General features: G+C 72.0%; 14 protein-coding genes. 5 read left to right on the forward strand and 9 right to left on the reverse strand.

The window, feature by feature from the left end; genetic code table 11:
- Positions 1-139 precede the first annotated feature (139 nt).
- On the reverse strand, positions 140-3,151 hold the full coding sequence (locus AB0M95_RS03410; protein ID WP_363758785.1) for a discoidin domain-containing protein: 3,012 nt from the start codon (positions 3,149-3,151) through the stop codon (positions 140-142).
- 253 nt (positions 3,152-3,404) lie between these two features.
- On the opposite strand from AB0M95_RS03410, the gene AB0M95_RS03415 reads away from it, so the two are divergent.
- The 3 genes from AB0M95_RS03415 (at position 3,405) to AB0M95_RS03425 (ending at position 7,964) form a co-directional block, all read left to right on the forward strand.
- Positions 3,405-5,906 (forward strand): glycoside hydrolase family 3 C-terminal domain-containing protein, encoded by a 2,502-nt coding sequence (locus AB0M95_RS03415; protein WP_363758788.1) that lies wholly within the window; start codon positions 3,405-3,407, stop codon positions 5,904-5,906.
- A gap of 61 nt (positions 5,907-5,967) precedes the next feature.
- Positions 5,968-7,020 carry a LacI family DNA-binding transcriptional regulator gene (locus tag AB0M95_RS03420; RefSeq protein WP_363758791.1) on the forward strand — a complete coding sequence of 351 codons (1,053 nt, stop codon included), beginning with the start codon at positions 5,968-5,970 and terminating at the stop codon, positions 7,018-7,020.
- A 293-nt stretch (positions 7,021-7,313) separates the two neighbouring features.
- Positions 7,314-7,964 (forward strand): DUF305 domain-containing protein, encoded by a 651-nt coding sequence (locus AB0M95_RS03425; RefSeq protein WP_363758794.1) that lies wholly within the window; start codon positions 7,314-7,316, stop codon positions 7,962-7,964.
- 65 nt (positions 7,965-8,029) lie between these two features.
- Here AB0M95_RS03425 and AB0M95_RS03430 read toward each other — a convergent pair whose 3' ends face one another.
- The 4 genes from AB0M95_RS03430 to AB0M95_RS03445 form a co-directional block, all read right to left on the reverse strand.
- A complete protein-coding gene (locus AB0M95_RS03430) occupies positions 8,030-8,887 on the reverse strand; it encodes an alpha/beta hydrolase (RefSeq protein ID WP_363758797.1) in 858 nt (285 codons plus the stop codon).
- Between the two features lie 90 nt (positions 8,888-8,977).
- A complete protein-coding gene (locus AB0M95_RS03435; protein WP_363758800.1) occupies positions 8,978-9,838 on the reverse strand; it encodes a hypothetical protein in 861 nt (286 codons plus the stop codon).
- A 147-nt stretch (positions 9,839-9,985) separates the two neighbouring features.
- Positions 9,986-10,627, reverse strand: coding sequence for an isochorismatase family cysteine hydrolase (locus AB0M95_RS03440; RefSeq protein WP_363758803.1), 642 nt, complete (start codon positions 10,625-10,627; stop codon positions 9,986-9,988).
- Positions 10,620-11,603 carry a hypothetical protein gene (locus AB0M95_RS03445; RefSeq protein ID WP_363758806.1) on the reverse strand — a complete coding sequence of 328 codons (984 nt, stop codon included), beginning with the start codon at positions 11,601-11,603 and terminating at the stop codon, positions 10,620-10,622. The genes AB0M95_RS03440 and AB0M95_RS03445 overlap by 8 nt, the downstream gene beginning before the upstream one ends.
- Before the next feature lie 482 nt (positions 11,604-12,085).
- Here AB0M95_RS03445 and AB0M95_RS03450 point away from each other — a divergent pair, with 482 nt between their 5' ends.
- A complete protein-coding gene (locus tag AB0M95_RS03450) occupies positions 12,086-13,315 on the forward strand; it encodes an acyl-CoA dehydrogenase family protein (protein ID WP_363758809.1) in 1,230 nt (409 codons plus the stop codon).
- A gap of 21 nt (positions 13,316-13,336) precedes the next feature.
- On the opposite strand, the gene AB0M95_RS03455 is transcribed toward AB0M95_RS03450, so the two are convergent.
- Positions 13,337-14,350 (reverse strand): ParB N-terminal domain-containing protein, encoded by a 1,014-nt coding sequence (locus AB0M95_RS03455; RefSeq protein ID WP_363759135.1) that lies wholly within the window; start codon positions 14,348-14,350, stop codon positions 13,337-13,339.
- 443 nt (positions 14,351-14,793) lie between these two features.
- Here AB0M95_RS03455 and AB0M95_RS03460 point away from each other — a divergent pair, with 443 nt between their 5' ends.
- Positions 14,794-15,810, forward strand: coding sequence for a sporulation protein (locus AB0M95_RS03460; RefSeq protein ID WP_363758812.1), 1,017 nt, complete (start codon positions 14,794-14,796; stop codon positions 15,808-15,810).
- A 146-nt stretch (positions 15,811-15,956) separates the two neighbouring features.
- On the opposite strand, the gene AB0M95_RS03465 is transcribed toward AB0M95_RS03460, so the two are convergent.
- The 3 genes from AB0M95_RS03465 to AB0M95_RS03475 are packed head-to-tail and all read right to left on the reverse strand — an operon-like array spanning position 15,957 to position 19,105.
- Complete coding sequence (locus AB0M95_RS03465) at positions 15,957-17,786, reverse strand: AMP-binding protein (protein WP_363758815.1); 1,830 nt, start codon at positions 17,784-17,786, stop codon at positions 15,957-15,959.
- Between the two features lie 46 nt (positions 17,787-17,832).
- Positions 17,833-18,333: a flavin reductase family protein gene (locus AB0M95_RS03470; RefSeq protein WP_363758818.1), complete on the reverse strand. Its 501-nt coding sequence runs from the start codon at positions 18,331-18,333 to the stop codon at positions 17,833-17,835.
- Positions 18,326-19,105 carry an enoyl-CoA hydratase/isomerase family protein gene (locus tag AB0M95_RS03475; protein WP_363758821.1) on the reverse strand — a complete coding sequence of 260 codons (780 nt, stop codon included), beginning with the start codon at positions 19,103-19,105 and terminating at the stop codon, positions 18,326-18,328. Before AB0M95_RS03475 ends, AB0M95_RS03470 begins: the two co-directional genes overlap by 8 nt.
- Between the last annotated feature and the right edge of the window lie 5 nt (positions 19,106-19,110).

The raw sequence follows: 19,110 nt of genomic DNA on the forward strand, positions 1-19,110 counted from the left end.
GCGGGCCGCGGCCGTGGGCGTGTCCAACTCACGCCCATGGCCGCCCGCGCTCGGACCCTACCGGACTACCGGCCCCCGAGGCGCGTGCGGAAGGGGCCGGTACGGGTGAGGTCGCGAACAGGGATAGAGGGGACTCACCTCACCGGTAGACCCCGAACTCCCAGAGTGAGTACCCCCACGGTGTCCCGCGCTGGGAGAGCTCGACGCGGACGTAGCGGGCCGTGACGTTCAGGTCGATGTCGTCGAAGCCGCCGTCGCCGGTCGTGGTGGAGTGGGGGACGGTCCAGGTGGTCCCGTCCGTGGACGTCCTGATCTGGTAGGACTTGCCGTAGGCGGCCTCCCAGCCGAGCTGCACGTGCTTGACCGGCACGCTGCTCCCGAGGTCGACCTGGATCCACTGCGCGTCGCTCCACTCGCTGGCCCACCGCGTGGTGAAGCTGCCGTCGGTGGCCTTGGCGGGCAGGAACGGCGCGCCGCCGTCCCCGGTGGCCTGGTAGGTCGAGGCGGTGGTGGGCTTGCCGATCGCCACGTTGGTGCCGGGCACGGGGGGCGGCACGACGCGGAAGGACCGCTGCTCGATGCCCACATTGCCCTGCCCGTCGTAGGCGTAGACGTACACCTTCCACACGCCCATCTGCTGCGGCGCGGTGGCGGTGAACCGGCCGGGCGCGGTCTCGGTGAAGCGGACGTGCTTCAGGCCGGTTGCGCCGGTGATGTGCTTGTCGCTGTACATCAGGTTGTAGCGGATCGCGTCGCCGTCGGGGTCGGAGGCGGTGACGTCCACGGTGAACTGCCCGCCCGCCGGGACGCTCGTCTGGGTTCCGACGTTCATGGCGGTGATCTCCGGCGGGGTGTTGCCGGTGGGCTGCCCGGTGTAGGCCTGCTTGAGGGCGTGGTAGCCGAGGCGCTGCCACCCGCCGGTGAAGGTGTTGAGCCACACGCCGCCGAAGTCGTTCTCCAGCCCGTAGTGGAACTCGGTGGCGCCGAGCGCGACGCCCGGGTGCGCCTTGATCGCGTTCCAGCTCGCCGTGTAGCCGGCGCGCTTCTGCAGGTCGGTGGGCTCGGTGGGCACGCCGTTGACGTCGCCCGGCACTTCCCACTCGCCGGCCGGGCCGCCCTCGGTGAGGATGTACGGCTTGGTGTAACCGCCGTCGATCCACGCCTGCTTGACGCCGCCGATCGCGCCGTAGGAGTTCACGGCCAGCAGGTCGAGCGCGGGGGCGTACTGCTTGTAGTACGGCCACGCGCCGGTCCAGGCGTCGGTGGAGGTGACGGGGTGGTTGGGGTCGGCGACGTGGATCGCCACGGCGACCTCGTCGACGAATCTGGCGTAGGCGACGCGGCGGGCCTCGACCTCGGCGGCGGGCAGTCCGTGGTCCTGCATGGTGAGGATGACCTCGTTGCCGACGTCCCACATGAGCACGCCCTGCTTGTTCTTCAGCGCGTTGACCCGGGCGACGATCTCGTTCTTGACGTTGTTCTTGTAGGTGGTGTCGTTGACGTAGTCCGCGCCCTGGTTCAGCCAGTGCCCGACGATCACCCTGATGCCGTGCGCGGCGGCCCGGTCGAGCAGGCCGGGGGTCTGCGCGTCGTCCACGCCCCAGGTGCGGATGGTGTTGACGCCCATGGAGGCGAGGTCGCGCACGTACCCGTCGGCGGCGCCCTGCGGCGGTCCGTAGGTGAGGCCCTTGACGATGTAGGGCAGGCCGTTGCAGGTGAGCTGCCAGTTGCCCTGGGTCCCGGTCACCCGGACGGTGCTGGGCCCGGCGGGGACGGGCGGGTCGGTCATGGCCGGGGCCGCGGTACCGGCGCTCCTCTCGACCGCGATCGACTCGACGCTGAGGACGCCGCCGGAGGTCGTCGCGGCGGTGGGGGTGGTGACCCCGGCGAGGGCATTGGGCAGCGAGCCGCCCATGGCGAGGTCCAGGCGCAGGTAGAAGCCATGGTGGACGGCGGCCTGCCAGGCGGCGACGCCGACCTGGCTCTCGCGCACGACCCAGGTCTGCTTTCCGTCGAGGTAGAAACGGATCTCCTCGTCGGTCTTGGTCCGGTCGATGATCTGGGTGTAGTCGTGGTAGCCGGTCTGGCAGCCGGTGCAGGACGCGAAGCCGCTGGTGCGGCCGTCGTACTCGTTGCAGACCCCGCCCGGCGCGGTGCCGCAGTGCAGGGTGTTGGAGAGCTGGTCGCGGCCGTTGACGTCGGTCATGATGTCGGTCTCGCCGACGCCGGGCCAGTTGTTGTAGTTGCCCCGGTAGGCGGCGCCGGTCGCGCGGAAGCCCGGCCAGTAGCCGAGGGCGTTCGGGACGTCGGGCTGCTTGAGCCGCGCGGTGAACTTGAGCCGCTCACCGGGCTGGGGGGCGAAGTCGGTGCGCTGGGTCTCGATCCGGCCGGAGGTCCAGTTGCCCGCGCCGTCCTTGATGGCCTTGATCGACAGACGCCCGGCGCCGTCGAGGGAGACGTTGGCGGTGGAGGCGCTCATGGTCTCGACCTCGCCGGTCCCCCAGTTGGCGGCGCCGCCCGGGTACTGGGTGCCGGTGCGCAGGATCCAGTTCGCCGCCGAGGGGGAGGTGCCCGCCGGGCCGTCGAAGTCGTCGCGCCAGACGGGGGTCCACGTGCCGGGCGGCTCGGTGGTGCCGGTGCTGCCGTAGACCTCAAACTCCCACAGCGAGTAGCCGTAGCCGGTGCCCCGGGCGGTGCCGTACATGCGCACGTACCGGCCGCTGCCGGACACCGCCAGCGTCTGCGTGCCGCCCGTGCCGGTGGTCGTGGAGTAGGCGTCGGTCCAGGAGGTGCCGTCGGCGGAGAGCTGGATCTTGAACGCCCTGCCGTACGCGGTCTCCCAGCGCAGGACGACCTGGCTCACGGTCGCGGTCGCGCCGAGGTCCACCTGGAGCCACTGCGGGTCGCTGAAGACGCTCGCCCAGCGGGTGTCGAGGTCGCCGTCGACCGCCGCGGACGCGGCCCACGCGGCGCCCTCGGTGGAGGACGCGGTGGCGGGCCTGCCCTGGGAGAGCAGCGTGTCGGCGGCCGAGGCGGGAGCGGCCGCCGACACCAGGGCGGGGGCGAGCAGGGCGAGCGTGGTGAGCACAGCGATCAAGGCGAAGACGACTGTGCCCGGGCGGCGGTGGCCCGGACCTCGGGATGGATGCACGGTCTCTCCTGGGGGAAGGGGGTGGCGCCGCGAAGGGCGGGACAAGCTAGGGAGAGCGCTCTCCAAGGAGAGTGCACCTGCGCGCCGCCCCCGTCAAGACTCCCCCGCAATCCGGACGAAACGTCTTGCCCACCTCGGTGATAAGGGGCGGCCGCCGAAACGGACGCACCGTCGCCATTGACATCCCCGCGCGGCATGGTGAGTCTAGGCGGTGGAGGGAGAGCGCTCTCCAGACCTCGAGAGGATCAACAGAGTGACCGACGACCAGCTCGCCGACCTCGACGGCCGTGCCCGGCTCGACGCCCGCCCCGACGCCGACCTCGACGGCGTCGACGGCGCGGTGCGGACGCTGAGCCTGGAGCAGAAGGTGAGGTTGCTCACCGGGGCCACCGCGTGGCGCACCTACGATGAGCCGGCCATCGGCCTGCGCTCCATCGTGGTCTCCGACGGGCCGATCGGCGTGCGCGGCCAGGGGTGGGACGAGCGGAGCACTTCGCTGACCCTGCCCTCTCCCTCCGCGCTGGCCGCCACCTGGGACGAGGGCCTGGTCACCAGGCTCGGCGAGCTGCTCGCGGCCGAGGCGCGGCGCAAGGGCGTCGACGTGCTGCTGGCGCCGACGATCAACCTGCACCGCTCGGCCCTCGGCGGGCGCCACTTCGAGTGCTACGCCGAGGACCCGCTGCTCACGGCGAGGATCGGCGCGGCGTACATCAGGGGCGTACAGTCGCGCGGCGTCGCCGCCACCGCCAAGCACTACGTGGCCAACGACTCGGAGACCGAGCGGCTCACGCTGGACGCGCGCGTCGACGAGCGCACGCTGCGCGAGGTGTACATGCCGCCGTTCGAGGCCGCGGTCCGGGCCGGGGTGTGGGTGGTCATGTCCGCCTACAACGGCGTGAACGGCGCCACGATGAGCGAGAACCCGCTGCTGGACGAGCCGCTGAAGGGCGAGTGGGGCTTCGACGGCATGGTGGTGTCCGACTGGGGCGCGGTGCGCAGCACGGTGCCCGCCGGGCGCGCCGCGCAGGACCTCGCCATGCCCGGCCCGGACGGCCCGTGGGGCGACGCCCTGCTGGCGGCGGTCCGCGCGGGCGAGGTTCCCGAGGAGGCGATCGACGCGAAGGTCGGGCGGCTGCTGCGCCTGGCGGCCCGCGTCGGCGCGCTCGGCACGGGAGAGGCCCCGCCGCCCGGCCCCTTGGCCCCGGCCAACGACGCCCCCACCCGGGCGCTGCTGCGCGAGACCGTCGTGGCGAGCACCGTCCTGGCGCGCAACGAGCGGGCGCTGCTCCCCCTCGACCCCGCGCGGCTGCGCAGGGTCGCGCTGATCGGCCCGAGCGCCGCCGCGCCGCGCATCCAGGGCGGCGGCAGCGCGGGCGTCTACCCCGTGTCGTCGGTCTCCCCGCTGGAGGGCCTGAGCGACGCGCTCGCGGGCCGCGCCGAGGTCGTCCACGCCGCGGGCATCCACATCCCGGGACGTCCCACCCCGCTCGGCGTGGACGCCGCCCGCGACCCGCTGACCGGCGAGCCGGGGCTGCGCGTCCGGCTGCTGTCGGCCGCGGGCGAGGAGCTGCACAGCGAGCGGCGCTACACGGGCAACGTGCTGGAGACCGCGATCGTCGAGGGCGCGCACACCGTGGAGATCAGCGCGCGGCTGCGCCCCCCGGTCGGCGGCGTGTGGGACCTGGCCGTCGCGGGCTGGGGCCACCTCCGGCTGGACGCGGACGGCATGACGCTGATCGACGACGAGGTGGGCCGCGACACCGACGACCCGGCGACGGTCCACCTGCACCCGCCCTACCGGCACGCGGCGCTGGAGCTCACCGAGTGCCGCGAGGTCGAGCTGGTCGCCTGGCGGCGCCTCGACCCCGGCAGCGGGCTGGCCTCGGTGCTGGCCGCCGACCCGCCCGTGCGCGACGCCGGCGAGCTGCTCGCCGAGGCGGTGGAGCTCGCACGGGCCTCCGACGTCGCGATCCTGGTCGTCGGCACGACCGAGGAGACCGAGAGCGAGGGGTACGACCGCGTGGACCTGCGTCTGCCCGGCGGCCAGGACGAGCTGGTGCGCGCGGTGGCGGCGGCCAACCCCGACACCGTCGTGGTGGTCAACGCGGGCGGCCCGGTCGCCATGCCGTGGCGCGAGGAGGTGCCCGCCGTCCTGATTAGCTGGTTCCCCGGCCAGGAGTACGGGCACGGCCTGGCGGAGGTGCTGCTCGGCGCGGCCGAGCCCGGCGGCCGACTGCCCACCACGTGGGCGGACGAGGCGCTGGTCGGCACGACCCCCGTCGACGGCGTGCTGGAGTACGCCGAGGGGCTGCACATCGGCCACCGGGGGCGGCTGCGCGGGGGCGAGGCGCCTTCCTACTGGTTCGGGCACGGGCTGGGGTACACCACGTGGGCGTACGAGAGCGTCGTCGCGCCCGAGCGTGTGGAGCCGGGCCGGTCGTTCACCGTGCGGGTGCGGCTGCGCAACACCGGCGGGCGGGCGGGCGCGGAGCTCGTGCAGGTCTACCTGTCCCGGCCGGAGAGCGAGGTCGAACGTCCGGTACGCTGGCTCGCGGGCTTCGCGCGGGCACAGGCCGCGCCGGGCGCGAGCGTGGAGGTCGCGGTGGAGGTCCAGGCGCGCGCGCTGGAGCACTGGTCGCCCGCGCGCGGCGCGTGGGAGGCCGAGCCGGGGACGTTCACCGTGCACGCGGGCGCTAGCGCGGACGATCTTCCACTGGCCACCAAGACGTGGAGCGGCGACGGCCCGTCGGCGTGACGACGGCCGTCTGCGCGGCCGGATTGTGGAGAGCGCTCTCCCGTCATGCTATAAAAGCCACATGAGCGAAGGTCGCCCGCCCGTGACGGCAGCCCCCACCCTGGAGGACGTCGCTCGAGCGGCGGGCGTCTCGCGAGCGACGGTCTCCCGGGTGATCAACGGTATCCGCAACGTCGACCCGGCGATCCAGGAGACGGTCCGGCGGGCGATCGCCGACACCGGGTACGTCCCGAACCGGGCGGCCCGGTCCCTGGTCACCCGCCGCACCGGCGCGATCGCCCTGGTCGTCTCCGGCGCGGGCGAGGATGACGAGGCCAACCCCTTCCACAGCCAGGTCTTCGCCGACCCGTTCTTCGGGCGCGTGGCGAGCGGCGTGGTCGGCTTCCTGCGCCCGCGCGGCATCCACCCGATCCTGATGTTCGCCGAGACCGACGAGGCGCGCACCCAGATCATCTCGTTCCTGCGCCAGGGGTACGCCGACGGCGCCATCCTGGTCTCCACCCAGCCGCACGACCCGCTCCCCCGCCTGCTGAGCGAGGCCGCCCTGCCCTCGGTGCTGTTCGCCCGGCCCGGCGAGGCCATCCCCATCAGCTACGTCGACGTCGCGCACCGGACGGGCGCCAAACTCGCCGCCGACCGCCTGGTGGCGCGGGGATGCCGCCGGGTGGCGACCATCGCCGGTCCCCTCGACGTGCTCGCCGCCCAGGACCGGCTGGCCGGCTTCCGCGACGCGATGGCGGCGCACGGCCACCCGTACATCCCCTGCGTGGAGGGGCAGTTCACCTACGCCAGCGGCGAGGCCGCGATGGAGCGCCTGCTGAGCGAGCACCCCGGCCTCGACGGCGTCTTCGTCGCCAACGACCTGATGGCCCAGGGCGCGCTGCTGGTGCTGCGCCACCACGGGCGGCGCGTCCCCGAGGACGTCGCCGTGGTCGGCTTCGACGACAGCAGCGCCGCCACCGCGAGCCGTCCCATGCTCACCACGATCCGCCACCCCGTGGAGGACATGGCCGCCGAGATGGCGCGCCTGCTGCTGGAGCACGTGGACGAGCCCGGCAGGCCGATGACCTCAGTCATCTTCGAACCGTCCCTGGTGGTCCGGGAGTCCGCCTGACGATGTCCCCCGGACCTAGGGGGCCGGGCCCACTTCACCGCGCCCGCGGCTGAAACACCTGGTAGTCAGAGGGCCGAGGGCGGTTGACATCTACGCAACGCGGGCGTAACCCTCGTTGGAGAGCGCTCTCCTTTTCGCGATCCTTACCGGGACGGAGCCGTCCGGTTCCACCCGCCGGTCCGCCCGTCAACACCGTCCCCACCCCCGGGACGGCCTCGCGAAGGCAGGTGACCCTTGAGACACAGGCGAAGCCGGGCGCGCGTCCGGCGCCCGCGCGCGTACCTGGCGGGAACATGAGGGCCGACGGGCCCGCTCGCGCGTGGCGGGCCGTCCTCCTGACCGTCCCGCTCCTGGCCGCCCTGCTCTCGGCCGGATGCGGCGGCACGGGCACGGACCCCGCGGCGCCGCCCTCCCCGGCCGCCACCGCCCCCGGCTCCCCCGCGGCCTCCGCGCCGGCCCCCTCGCCCGCCGCCGCCGTGGCCACGATCCCGCCCGGTTTCAACGGCACCGACGTCGCCTGGCTCCAGCTCATGATCCCCATGGACGGACAGACGCTCGCCCTTCTCGACATGGCGCGGGCGCGCGGCACCGACACGGCGCTGAAACGGCTCGCCACGCGCATCAAGGACAGCCACACCGCCGAGCTCACCGGCCTGCGGCGGCTGCTGGCCCGCACCGGCCTGCCCTCCACGAACGTCCACGAGGGGCACAGCATGCCGGGCATGGTGAACGCGGACGATTTGGCCGAGCTCGGCCGGACCGCCGGCGCCGAGTTCGACCGCCGGTTCGCGCGGCGGCTGCGCGAGCACCTGGACCAGTCCGTCACGGTGGCCCGCGGCGAGCAGGCCTCGGGCCTGAACCGGGACACCAAGCGGCTCGCCGCCGCCATCGAGCGGCTGCGAGCCACCCAGCGCGCCGACCTCGACGGCGTCACCCGCCCCTGACCGGCGCCCCGGCGACGCGGGCCCGGCGGACGGGCGCCGCGGTGGCATGCGTCCTGGCGATGGGCTCAGTCGCCGTCCCTTCCTCCCTTCACCACCTCGGCGACGAACGCGGCGACCTCCTCCTGGAACCGGTGGGGCTGCTCGACGAAGGGCAGGTGCCCGGTGCGGGGGAAGATCACCGCGCGGCCCCTCGGGATCAGCTCGGCGAGCCGCTCGGCGGCGGCGACGCCCAGGATGAAATCGTCGTCGCCCGCCACCACCAGCACCGGGCAGCGGACACCGGCGAGCAGCACCGGGTCGTGGTCGGCCATCAGCGAGGCGGCCATTCCCGCCCTGATCGTCTCGGGGGTGTGGAGCGCGAGGAACGCCTGCTTGCGGCCGAGGAACCCGGTCGTGCCCGCCACCTCCGCGCCGTAATCGCCCGAGACCAGCGGGTAGAGCTGGTCGAACAGCGCCGGCAGCCCCTGGCCGTCCAGCGTCCTGATCCAGGAGGTGACGATCCGGCGGTGGCGGCGCCCGCCGAACGGGCTGAGCGCCGGGCCCGCGAGGATCAGGCCCCGGGTCCGCTTCGGATGCGCCAGGGCGAAGTCGCGGCACAGCAGGGCCGCGGACGAGGTGCCGAGCAGGAAGGCCTCCCTGACGCCGAGCGCGTCCAGCAGCGTGGCGAGGTCGGCGACGTGATCGGCCCAGACGGCGTCCGCGCGGGACGACTCTCCCTGGCCGCGCTGGTCGTAGCTCAGCAGGCGGCACTCGTTCTGCAGCCGGGAGGTGAAGGGCCGCCACGAGCTGCTCTCCATGAGGAAGTCGTTGACCAGGACGAGGTCGGGCCCGCCCCCGCGCCGCTCGTAGTGCAGTTCGACGCCGGGGCTCACCTCGACCCTGCCGGTCTCGATGGTGCCGTCGTCGGCGGTCAGGTCGATCATCGGTTCCCCTCCGCGGCGGGAATGGCGACGAGCAGGTGCGCGGCCGATCCGGGGACGGGCACCGGCTCGCCCGGCGTCGAGCCGCCCGCCTCACCGTAGTTTCAGGATCGCCTCGGCGGCCGCCCCGGCGCCGCCGAACCGCGCCGTCAGGACGTGGACCCAGCGCTCCAGGCCGAACGCGACGCAGCCGCTGCGCGCGGCCGTGCCGTCCGGGAGCCGGATGCCGCAGCGCTCGCCGAAGAAGTCGCCGTGGTGGTCGACCGAGCCGACGGTCACGCCGTCCACGACGAACTCCTCCTTGACGGGGAACAGGAGTTGCATGATGGCACGCGAGGCGGTCCTGTCGAAGAACGGATCGGTCGCGACCTCGGTCCTCATGTCCAGGCCCAGCCTCGCGCCGAGCGCGAGCACCCGCTCCTTGAAGCGGGCGACGTGCTCCCTGGCCCCCTCCGCCGTCCCCACGTGCACGATCTCGCGCATGGAGAACGCCAGCGGCCGGCGCGGGCCCCCGTGCCGCTCCTCGTTGCGAAAGCAGGTCGCGAGGGTGGTGTGCGCGGCGCCCTCGGCCGGCACGGTCCGCCCGGCGAGGCTCTGGAAGATCGCGTGGCAGGCGGCCGACGGCAGGACGTACCGCGCGTCGTCGAGCGCCTCGGCAGGCACCGACGCCAGCGGGCGTTCGGCGATCCGCAGCGACTTCAGCAGCCGCTCGGGATCGGCCGCCGGCACCGGCAGGCCGAGGTGCGGGAAGTCCTCGAAGTGGCCGAGGCCGTCGAGGAAGTCCGGCCGCAACAGGAAGGGGTACCGGCGTTCGAGGGCTCCGGCCTCCTCGGCCCAGGACAGGATCAGCGCGTCCAGCTCCCGCAGCAGCCGGAGCTCGCCGGGGCCGAGCACGTCGAGGCCGTCGTTCCCGCGGTCGTCCACCCGGTCGTACACGCCCTGGGTCGTCGTCATCGGGTCACCGTCCGTTCCGGGAATCGCGTGCCGGTCGTGCGCGGGACGCGGGCATCGGGGAGGTCCGGCGCGGGGTCGTCGTCATCGGCTGGTCCTTCGCTGGGTGGCCGGTCCACGCCGGCGGGACGAGGGTGCGGCGGGCCGGGGTCATCGGGCGGCGCGCAGCCATTCCAGGAGCCGGTCGGAGGTGGACACGCGGGCGCCGATGCCCGCGCACTCGTCCAGGCCCCGGGGGTAGATCCGGGAGATCGCGTCCGAGACGACCACGACGTGGAAGTCCCGCTCGCTCGCCTCGTAGATGGTGGTCCTCGGGCAGTTCGGGAAGTTGGTCCCGATGACGGCGACCGTGTCGACGTCGAGGCCGTGCAGGTGACCGGCGAGCCCGGTCTCGTAGAAGGCGCCCCACCGCGGCTTGTACATCACCCACTCGCGGGCGGCGACGGGCTGGGCCTTGCCTTCGAGGAGCGCCTCGTGGTCGAGCAGGAACCCGTCGGGCGGCTGCAGCTCGGACCGCACCTCGCTGCCCTCGGTCCCGGGCCGGACGACCGGCATGCCCGCGGCGATGAGCGAGCGCCGGGTGATCTCGGCGTTGGAGCCGTCCGCGTGGTAGAGGCGGACCATGTGGACGATCGGCAGTCTGAGCGCGCGGAAGCCGTCCACCACCGAGCCCATGACCGGGACGAGTTCGTCGGTGCCGGGCATGGCGTGCAGGGAGTCGTTGCGCGTGAAGTCGTTCTGCACGTTGATGGTGAGCAGCGCGCAGCGCCGCGGATCCAGAGTGTCAGACATTCTCGGTTCCTCCCGTCCCGGCGTGCGCCGCGCGGATGTCGGAGCGGACCACGACCCGGGCCGGGTCTCCCCCGCAGGCGTGCGCGGCGAGCGGCTCGTCCGCCAGGCCGTCGCAGAGCACGACGCGGTTGAACGCCGAGCCGACGCACAGGTCCTGGAACACCTGGGCGCCGGGCGAGAACCGGGCCGCGAGCTGCGGGGTGGTCACGTCCACGGCCTTCGGGCGGCCGTCGTCGTCGATCACCTCGACCCAGGCGTACGGCACCTCCGCGATCCCCGCGGGGGCGTCGCAGAACCAGCCTCGGCGCGCTTCCGCCTCGTACCCCTCGATGCGGAAGCGGTCCGCGAGATAGAGGCTGCCCGCGACGCAGCCGGTGGCGCCGAGGTCGTGCACCGCGTCGTAGTCGACCTGCAGGTCCTCCGGCAGCATCTGCCAGCGCAGGCCGCCTTCGAGGTACTCGTACGCGATCTTGCGCAGCAGCGGGGACACCAGCGGCGTCCTGGTCCCGCGCGTGACCACCGAGGCGGTGTAGGCGGCCTCGCGCTCCGAGGGGGCGGGGAGCAGGGCGCGGGACCTGCCGCCGCCGAACGATCCGCCCGTGGGCTCGTGCAGGGACCACGCGGCAGGGCCCCGGCAGTCACCGCACTCCAGGCGCAGCGTGAGACGCCACGCCCGGGGGACGGTCAGGCCGCCGGTCCCGCCGGCGGTGAAACGGAAAAGCGTGCCGAACGCCCGTTCCGGCAAGGTGCGCCCGGTGCCCGAATAGATGGCCAGGTTGTAAAGGTCGTCGGGGTCGAACAGGCGGTCGGCGCCGTCGTCGGCGTACGGAAGCCCCGCCTCGGCCAGCTCCGCCAGGTCGCCGTCGTCGCATCCAAGAATCTCGCGGGCGGTCCGGCGGTCCACCGACGGCCTGCCGAACCGGATCGGAACGAACGAAATGCGATTCGCGACCGCGGTCCAGTCGACCGAGCTCATGGCATCCCACCCTCCTTGTCTTTTTCTTGGGCCGCGCACGCGCGGAACACCGTCGCGTGCGAACAATGCAGGGCCCGTCCGCCGCCTGGGACGAAAGGCGGGCGCGGTGGATCGATTTCGGCGGGAGGGGCTCCGTGACGCAGCCACTGTGACATCCCGGGCCCGTGTTCGGGGGACGGCGACATGGACGGCGCGAACGCCGGGGAGGGAGAACGGCCGGGTTCACGGGGGCGGACCTGCGGACGGCGGGCTCGGGCGCAGGGCCGCGCGGGTTCGAACGAGGATTTTCCTCGGTTGGACGTCCCCGCCGCGGACCGGTTTCACGCCGTCCTTCGCCGTGTATTCGCACGCGTCCAGGACGACGTACCCTCGTCGCGGGCGTGCCATTACTCCGCCGGACGCCCGCGACGCCCGCATTCGCGTCACCGGACGGCCGTGTTAGCTTTTTCCGTCGACCCCGGCAAGGAAGGACCGATAAGGTTATGGAGAATTCGACGGGCGCCGGAATCCTCACCGGCGGCGCGGCGGGCATTCCCGTCCCCGGCGATGAGGAACTCGTGGCACGGGCCGCCGCCCTGCGCGAGCATTTATGGGCGGACGCCGCGGAATCCGACCGTTCCCGCCGTCTCACCGACGCCACCGTCGAGAAGATCACCCGCGCGGGCCTGACGCGGCTGATGACGCCGGCGCGGTTCGGCGGCCACGAATCCGGCATGCGCACGCTGCTCGGGGTCACCTCGGAGCTCGGCCGCGGCTGCTGCTCGGCCTCGTGGGTCACCGGGCTCTTCAACGCCGGCAACTTCGTCGTGTCCCTGTTCCCCGAGCGCACCCAGGACGAGGTGTTCGGGACGAACCCGGACGCGCGGACCGCCCTGGTGCTGGGCCTGCCGTCCCGGTCGGTGGAAGACGCCGGGGACGGGGTCGTCGTCAGCGGCCGGTGGGCCTACGCGTCCGGCTCCCTGCACGCCGACTGGATCGGCGTCCTGGTCGCGCTCCCGACCGAGGCGGGCAGGCCGTCCGTGCACATCGCGCTGCTGCGCCGCGACGAGGTCGAGGTCGAGGACACCTGGTTCTTCGTCGGCATGCGCGGCACCGGCAGCAACACGGTGGCCGCCGACCGCGTGACCGTTCCCCGGCACCGCCTGCTCCCCTACGCGCCGGTGCTCAACGGCGAGACCGACGGCCTGGTCGACGAGGGGCACCTGTACCGCAACAGCCTGACCGCCGTGTTCTCGCTCAGCGTGATCGGCTCGCTCGTCGGCGGCGCCGAGGCGGCGTTCGACTTCGTGCGCGAGCGGGCGCACGACCGTCCCGCCGCCGGATCCACCTACGCCCGGCAGGCCGAGTCGCCGACGCTGCAGCTCGACCTGAGCACGGCGGCCATGAAGATCGACACCGCGCGGCTGCACGCGCGGCGCGTCGCCGACACGATCGACGAGTTCGCGCGCGCCAAGGTGAACGCGGACCTGGAGACGCGTGCCCGCGTCCGCATGGAGGCGACCCACGTCGCCCAGCAGTGCCGCGAGGCGGTCGACGTCCTGGTCACCGCGTACGGCACCTCGGCGTTCGACGAGTCCAGCCCGCTCCAGCGCATCTGGCGCGACGTCAACGTCGGCGGCAGGCACGCGGGCTTCGGCATGGGGATCCCGCAGCAGGTCCACGGCCGGGCCCTGGTCGGACGGGACCCGCGCGAGATCAGCTTCCTCGTCTGACGCGCCCGGACGACCGCCGGCTCATCGGACGCGGCTGCTCATCTGGTGCGCGACCTGCCGCCAGACCTCCGCGCACTCCCGGGCGGCGTTCGCGACCAGCTCCCTGCAGTGCGGCGGCACGTTCTCGATGAGGCTGTTCCACTGGTCGGGGCTCAGCATGGTGTTGGCGTCCAGCAGGCGCAGCAGCAGGCGGCCCTGGTCGGTGTACCTGATGGAGGGGTCCCTCTTCAGGATCGGCAGGATGCGCGCCGCCCCGGGGAACCCGTCGGCCGCGGGCTCCTCCGGCGCCGGCTCCTCGCGCGGCCCGGCGGCCACGGGGACGCTCGGCCGTTCCCCGCGCTTCGGCAGCACGGGGCTCTCACCCCGGCGGACCCGGTTGCGCACGTCCCGCGCGGTCGCCAGCGAGACGCCCACGGCCTTGGCGATCTGCCGCAGCGTCGCGTCGGGGTTCTCCATGATGAACTTCGCCGCCAGCCTGCGGCCCTCCCCGCTGTCGACGGGCCGCATCCTGCCGTCGTGGCCGAGCCGGACGTCCATCCGGGGAAGCTCCTCGGTCAGCCGGCTGCGGATCCCGCCCACCGTCTTCGGCGACAACCCCGTGCTGCCCGCGATCATCCGGTCCGACCACTGCGGATGCGACCGGATGATCCGCTCCGCCGCGGCCGTCCGGTCCGCGTGCGTCAACGGCAGGCCGTGCTTGGTGTTGGCCCGGACGGCGAGCACGAAAACCTCATCTTCGTCGCCGTCGAAGAACCGCACGTCGATCTCACGCTGGTCTCTGAGCTCGGCCGCCTTCAGCCGGTGCATCCCGTCGATGACGCGCATGGTCTCCCGGTGCACGATGATCGGCGGCAGCACCTCGCCCGACTGCGCGAGCATCCGGGCGTGCTCGGCGCTCTCGCCGGCCAGCCGCGGCGAGTCCGCCGCGCGCACCGACGCGATCGGCACGCGCTCCACGGGCAGCCGGTCCACCAGAACGTCCCACAACTGCGCCGACGAACAACGATCGCCGACGGCCGGTTCCATCTCGACCATGGTCACTGCCTTCGTCCTCCCAAGTCCGTCCGGGGCCCGGCCTCCGGTTCACGAGAACCGGACGGCCGGCGTGTCCGATACGAGAATCAGCCGGCGCGGCGGCGGATCGCGGACGTCCGAGACCATGCCTCCGGCGCGGCACGCAGCCTCGTCCCCGGTACGAGCTGCGAGTGGAACAGCACCTGGCCGCCGGTGGTGCGGCGCCGTCGACCAGGCGACACGGTGGAAACTGGACCGCTCAACACCCGCCCCGCGGGAAATGTTCCGGGGCGTCCCCTGGGCGGCGATACGGCCCTGGCCGCGCGCGCTCGACCGGCCGGAGTTCGTCCGGCCCACCGGCTGAGAGCGCCCGGGGACGGGGCCTGCGCGAGGGAACCGCCGCCCCGTCCTGCTCGTTGCCTGTTCGGTCATTGTGATGTCCGACGACAGCAGGAGAGGAAACCGTGGTCTTCAAACGGATGCTGGGAGCCTTAGGTGTCGGGGGCCCTTCGGTCGACACGGTCCTGGCCACACCGCGCGTGCTGCCCGGCGGATCGCTGAGCGGAGAGGTGCGCGTCAAGGGCGGCGAGATCCCCTCCGACATCGAGTACGTCGCGCTCTCGCTGGTCACGCGGGTCGAGGTCGAGCACGGCGACTCCGAGCACACCGGCACCGCCGAGTTCTTCAGGGCGCAGGTCTCGGGGCCGCTCCACCTCTCCGAGGGCGGGTACCACACCATCCCGTTCCACCTTCCCGTCCCGTGGGAGACGCCGATCACCGAGACGCACGGCGGCGCGCTGTACGGCGCGACCGTCGGCGTGCGCACCGAGCTGTCGGTCGCCAGGGCCGTCGACAAGGGCGACCTCGACGCCGTCTCGGTCGCGCCGCTGCCCTCGCAGGAGCGGGTGCTGGACGGCTTCGCCCGGCTCGGCTTCCACCTCAAGAAGGCCGACATGGAGGCGGGCCGCATCCAGGGCGTGCACCAGCAGCTCCCGTTCTTCCAGGAGATCGAGTTCTACCCGCCCGCGCAGTGGGCCGGGCGCGTCAACGAGGTCGAGCTGACCTTCGTCGCCGACCCGCACGGGCTGGCCGTGATCCTCGAGGCCGACAAGCGCGGCGGGCTGTTCACCTCCGGGCACGACACCTACGGCCGTTTCCAGGTCGGCCACGAGCAGGCCGCGCAGATGGACTGGGCCGCCGAGATCGGCCGCTGGATGGACGGGCTGGCCCACCACCACGGCGGCGGCCACCCCATGATGGGCGGCCACGACCCGTACGGGCACGGCGGCCACCACGGCGGCCACTACGGCGAGCCCCACCACGGGCACTACGAGCACGACCGGCACCGCGGCGGGCCGGGCTGGGGCACGGTGGCCGCGGTCGGGGCGGCCGGACTCATCGGCGGCATCGTCGCGGCGGAGGTCGTCGACGAGATCGGCGACTTCTTCGAGGGCGACGAGGGGGACGGCGGCGGCTGGTAGGAGTCCCGCGGCTCACCGACGCGGGCGGCCTCCCGGCTGCTGCACACACGCCGGTCGACATGGAAGTCAAGACCGGCCCCACGGCCTGGTCCCAAACCAACCATCCGCGTCCTCCTCGGGCTTGGGGCTCGGCCGGCCGTTCCTCCTTAGTTCGGCCTCGGGCGCACGTGGTTCGCGATCGCCGCGTCGTCGTCCGCGCCGTACATTTCGTCGATCAGTGTCGCGAACGAGCTCACGACGGCATTTCGCTTGATCTTGCCGTTCGCGGTCCGCTCGCCTCGCTCGGGCGCCAAGGGCCGCGGCAGAACACGGAAGTCTTTCAGCTGCTCTACACGCGCAAGGTCTGCGTTGACCCGTTCGACCTCTGCTCGTAGGCGTTCGGCCAGCGTCGTCGCCGACTGCGCCTGTGCGGTCGCACTCGGCTCAAGCAGGACGGTGAGGTACTTGCGCGCGTCGCCGACGACGATCGCCTCGTTGATCAGCAAGCTCTCCTTCAACCGGGTTTCGATGGGCTGAGGATTGATCGTTTTGCCGCCCCGGGTGATGATCACATCCTTCTTCCGGCCGATGAGCCGGATGTCGCCGTGGGCTGTGCGCTCTATCAGGTCACCAGTGCGGAACCACCCGTCCTGCAGAACGGCCTCGGTCTCCGTGGGGTCACGCCAGTACCCGCTGAAGAGAAGTGGTGCGCGGACCAGCATTTCGCCATCGTCCGCGACTTTCACCTGAAAGCGTGGATCAGGGAATTCCCTGCCGATGAAACCCGGACGAGGGAACCGCTGGTCGAATTGCGCAACGGGGCTGCCGGCCGTCTCGGTGAGTCCATAGTTCTCGCGGAGATCGAGCCCCCAGATCTGCCACAGCGCCATGACGCTCTCCGGCATCGCGGCCGAAGCGGTCCATGCAACGCGGAGGCGATCCATTCCGACGCTTGCTCGCAGTGGCAGGAAGACACCATGGAGCGCGGCGGTGTAAGCGATTCGCAACAATACCGAGGGGTGGCTGCCGGACCAGCGCCGCTCGGCCATTCGGCGACCCGCCCACATCGCGCTTTTGTAGGCGTAGCGTCGAACTCTGGACCAAGAGCCGGTTCGTGCGATCAGCTCGCTTGCGATCTTCTCATAGAAGCGGGGCGGCCACAGTTGTGCCGTCGGTCGTACCGTGCGCAGCGCATCCTCGTACTCCTCGATGCGGCAGAAGGTCACCACGAGACGGGTGAGCAGCGGTGTGAAGATAAGGAGCAGCGCCGGTGCCACGTGCGCTAGCGGCAGGAAGCCGACGATGTCGTGCTGTCGGGTGGGGATCTCCGGGTAGAGGCCGACGACGGGCTGGATCGCGTGTTGAAGCGTCCGATGCGAGTGTGTGACGCCTTTCGGAACTCCCGTGGACCCCGACGTGTAGAAGAGCACGGCGGCGGCGTCGAGGGAACCGCCGGCGACCAACTCGGAGAGACGATCCGGGCCGTCGTCGGCGTACTGTGCTCCTTCTTCGCACAGTGCTTCCCACGTTGTCCTTTTGATCGCCTCGGGTAGCTCCGGCGGAGTGGCGTCGATTCCGACCACAAGCCGCAGCGTCGGTGTGTTCGCGGCGATCTTCGCTACCTTGGTGAGCTCCGTCGCCGTCTCGCCGATGAAGGCGACCGCCTCGCTGTGCGCGAGGAGTTGCTCGATCTCGGCGGGTGAGTTGGTCGGGTACACGCCGATCACGGCCCCGCCGACACTCTGCACGGCCAGTGCGGCGAAGACCCATTCCGGGCGTGCGCTGCTCATCACCGCGACGCGGTCGCCGTGCCGCACACCTTGCGCGACAAGGCCGAGCGCGAGATCGCGCACGCGGTCCACGTACGACCGCCACGTGATCGCCTGCACGACCCCATTGCGCGAATAGCGCAGCGCGACGGCGTTGGGTTCTCTGCTCGCGCGATCGAGCAGCAGCCCCGGAAGCGTCCGGGTCGGTGTGAAATTGATCAGATCCATGACACGGACTCTCTTCCAGAGCCGACAAGCCCAGGCCCGATGAAGTTCATGCGGCACTCTCCCCGAGCTGGAGGAAGCCGCCTCTGTACCACATCACCGGCTTGCCGCTGCCCGTCCGCGCGTCATGCACACGACCGATGAGGATCACGTGATCTCCGCCGGGTACGGCTTGCTCTAGTTCGCAACGAATGACTGCCGCTGCGTCGGGCAGTAGCGGATGACCCTCCTGATCGAACTCGAAGCTTCCGTACGCGAATTTGTTCTCACCTTTTGTCGCGAACTTCATCGCCAGCTCCGCGTGTGCGGGCGTCACGATGTTCACGACGAACCGCTCGGCCGCCATGAAGACGGGGAAGCAGTCCGCTACTCGGTTCAAGCACACCAGAACGAGCGGCGGATCGAGTGACAGCGCCGCGAAGGAACTCGCGGTGAACCCGTGCAGCGTACCTGCCTCGCTGCGCGTCGTCACGATCGTCACGCCTGAAGGGAAGCGGGCCAATGCCGAGCGGAAGGTGGCCGGGTCCAGCCCGTGAACTTGATCAGCCATTCCAAGCCTCACGGGCAGTGCGTGCGGCCGGGTCGTTGAAGACCGTGCGCGCGTCGGCAACCGTGACACGGAGTTGCTCTTCGGCCGGCCAGCTCGCAGCCGCGTCGTGAAGGGCCCGCTTCAGCGCTGCGAACACGGCAGGCGGTTTCGCCGCTGCCGCGCGCGCATCCGCCGTCGCGATCGCAAGCAGGTCATCCCGCTCGACCACCTGGTCGACGATGCCCATGGTCTCCGCTTCGAACGCGCCAACGGGCTTTCCGCCCAGCAGGAGACGCCGGGCCGCACGGTCACCCAGGACCCCGCGCACTCGCGCGATCCCCTTCACGGCGGGCAACATCCCGTGGTTGATCTCGGGGAAGACGAAACGCGCATCAGCCGACGCGTACACCACGTCAGCGAACAGCGCCATTTCGATGCCACCACCGACGCACCAGCCGTTGACCGCACACACCAGCGGCCGGGGATGGTTTTCCAGCGCGCGCAACAACGCGTGAAACGACGTCATCCGCGCGACCATCGACTCGGCGTCGTAGCCGATGGCCTCCTTGATGTCACCCCCCGCGCAGAAGAAGCGCTCGCCCGCGCCCGTCAAGACCACTGCGGGGGCGTCAGGGCCGCCGGCGAGGGCTTCCAGCGTCGCTGTCAGCTCGCTGACGAGCGAGTTGCTGAGCGCGTTCGCGGGCGGGTGGTTCAGGGTGAGGACAACCACGCCGTCCACTTCGTCGGACACGCCTACAGCGCTGAGCGCTGTGTCCTGCGAGGCTGCGGTCATGCTGA

Source organism: Sphaerisporangium sp. NPDC051017 (genome assembly GCF_040683095.1).
In the GTDB taxonomy this organism is placed as follows: domain Bacteria; phylum Actinomycetota; class Actinomycetes; order Streptosporangiales; family Streptosporangiaceae; genus Sphaerisporangium.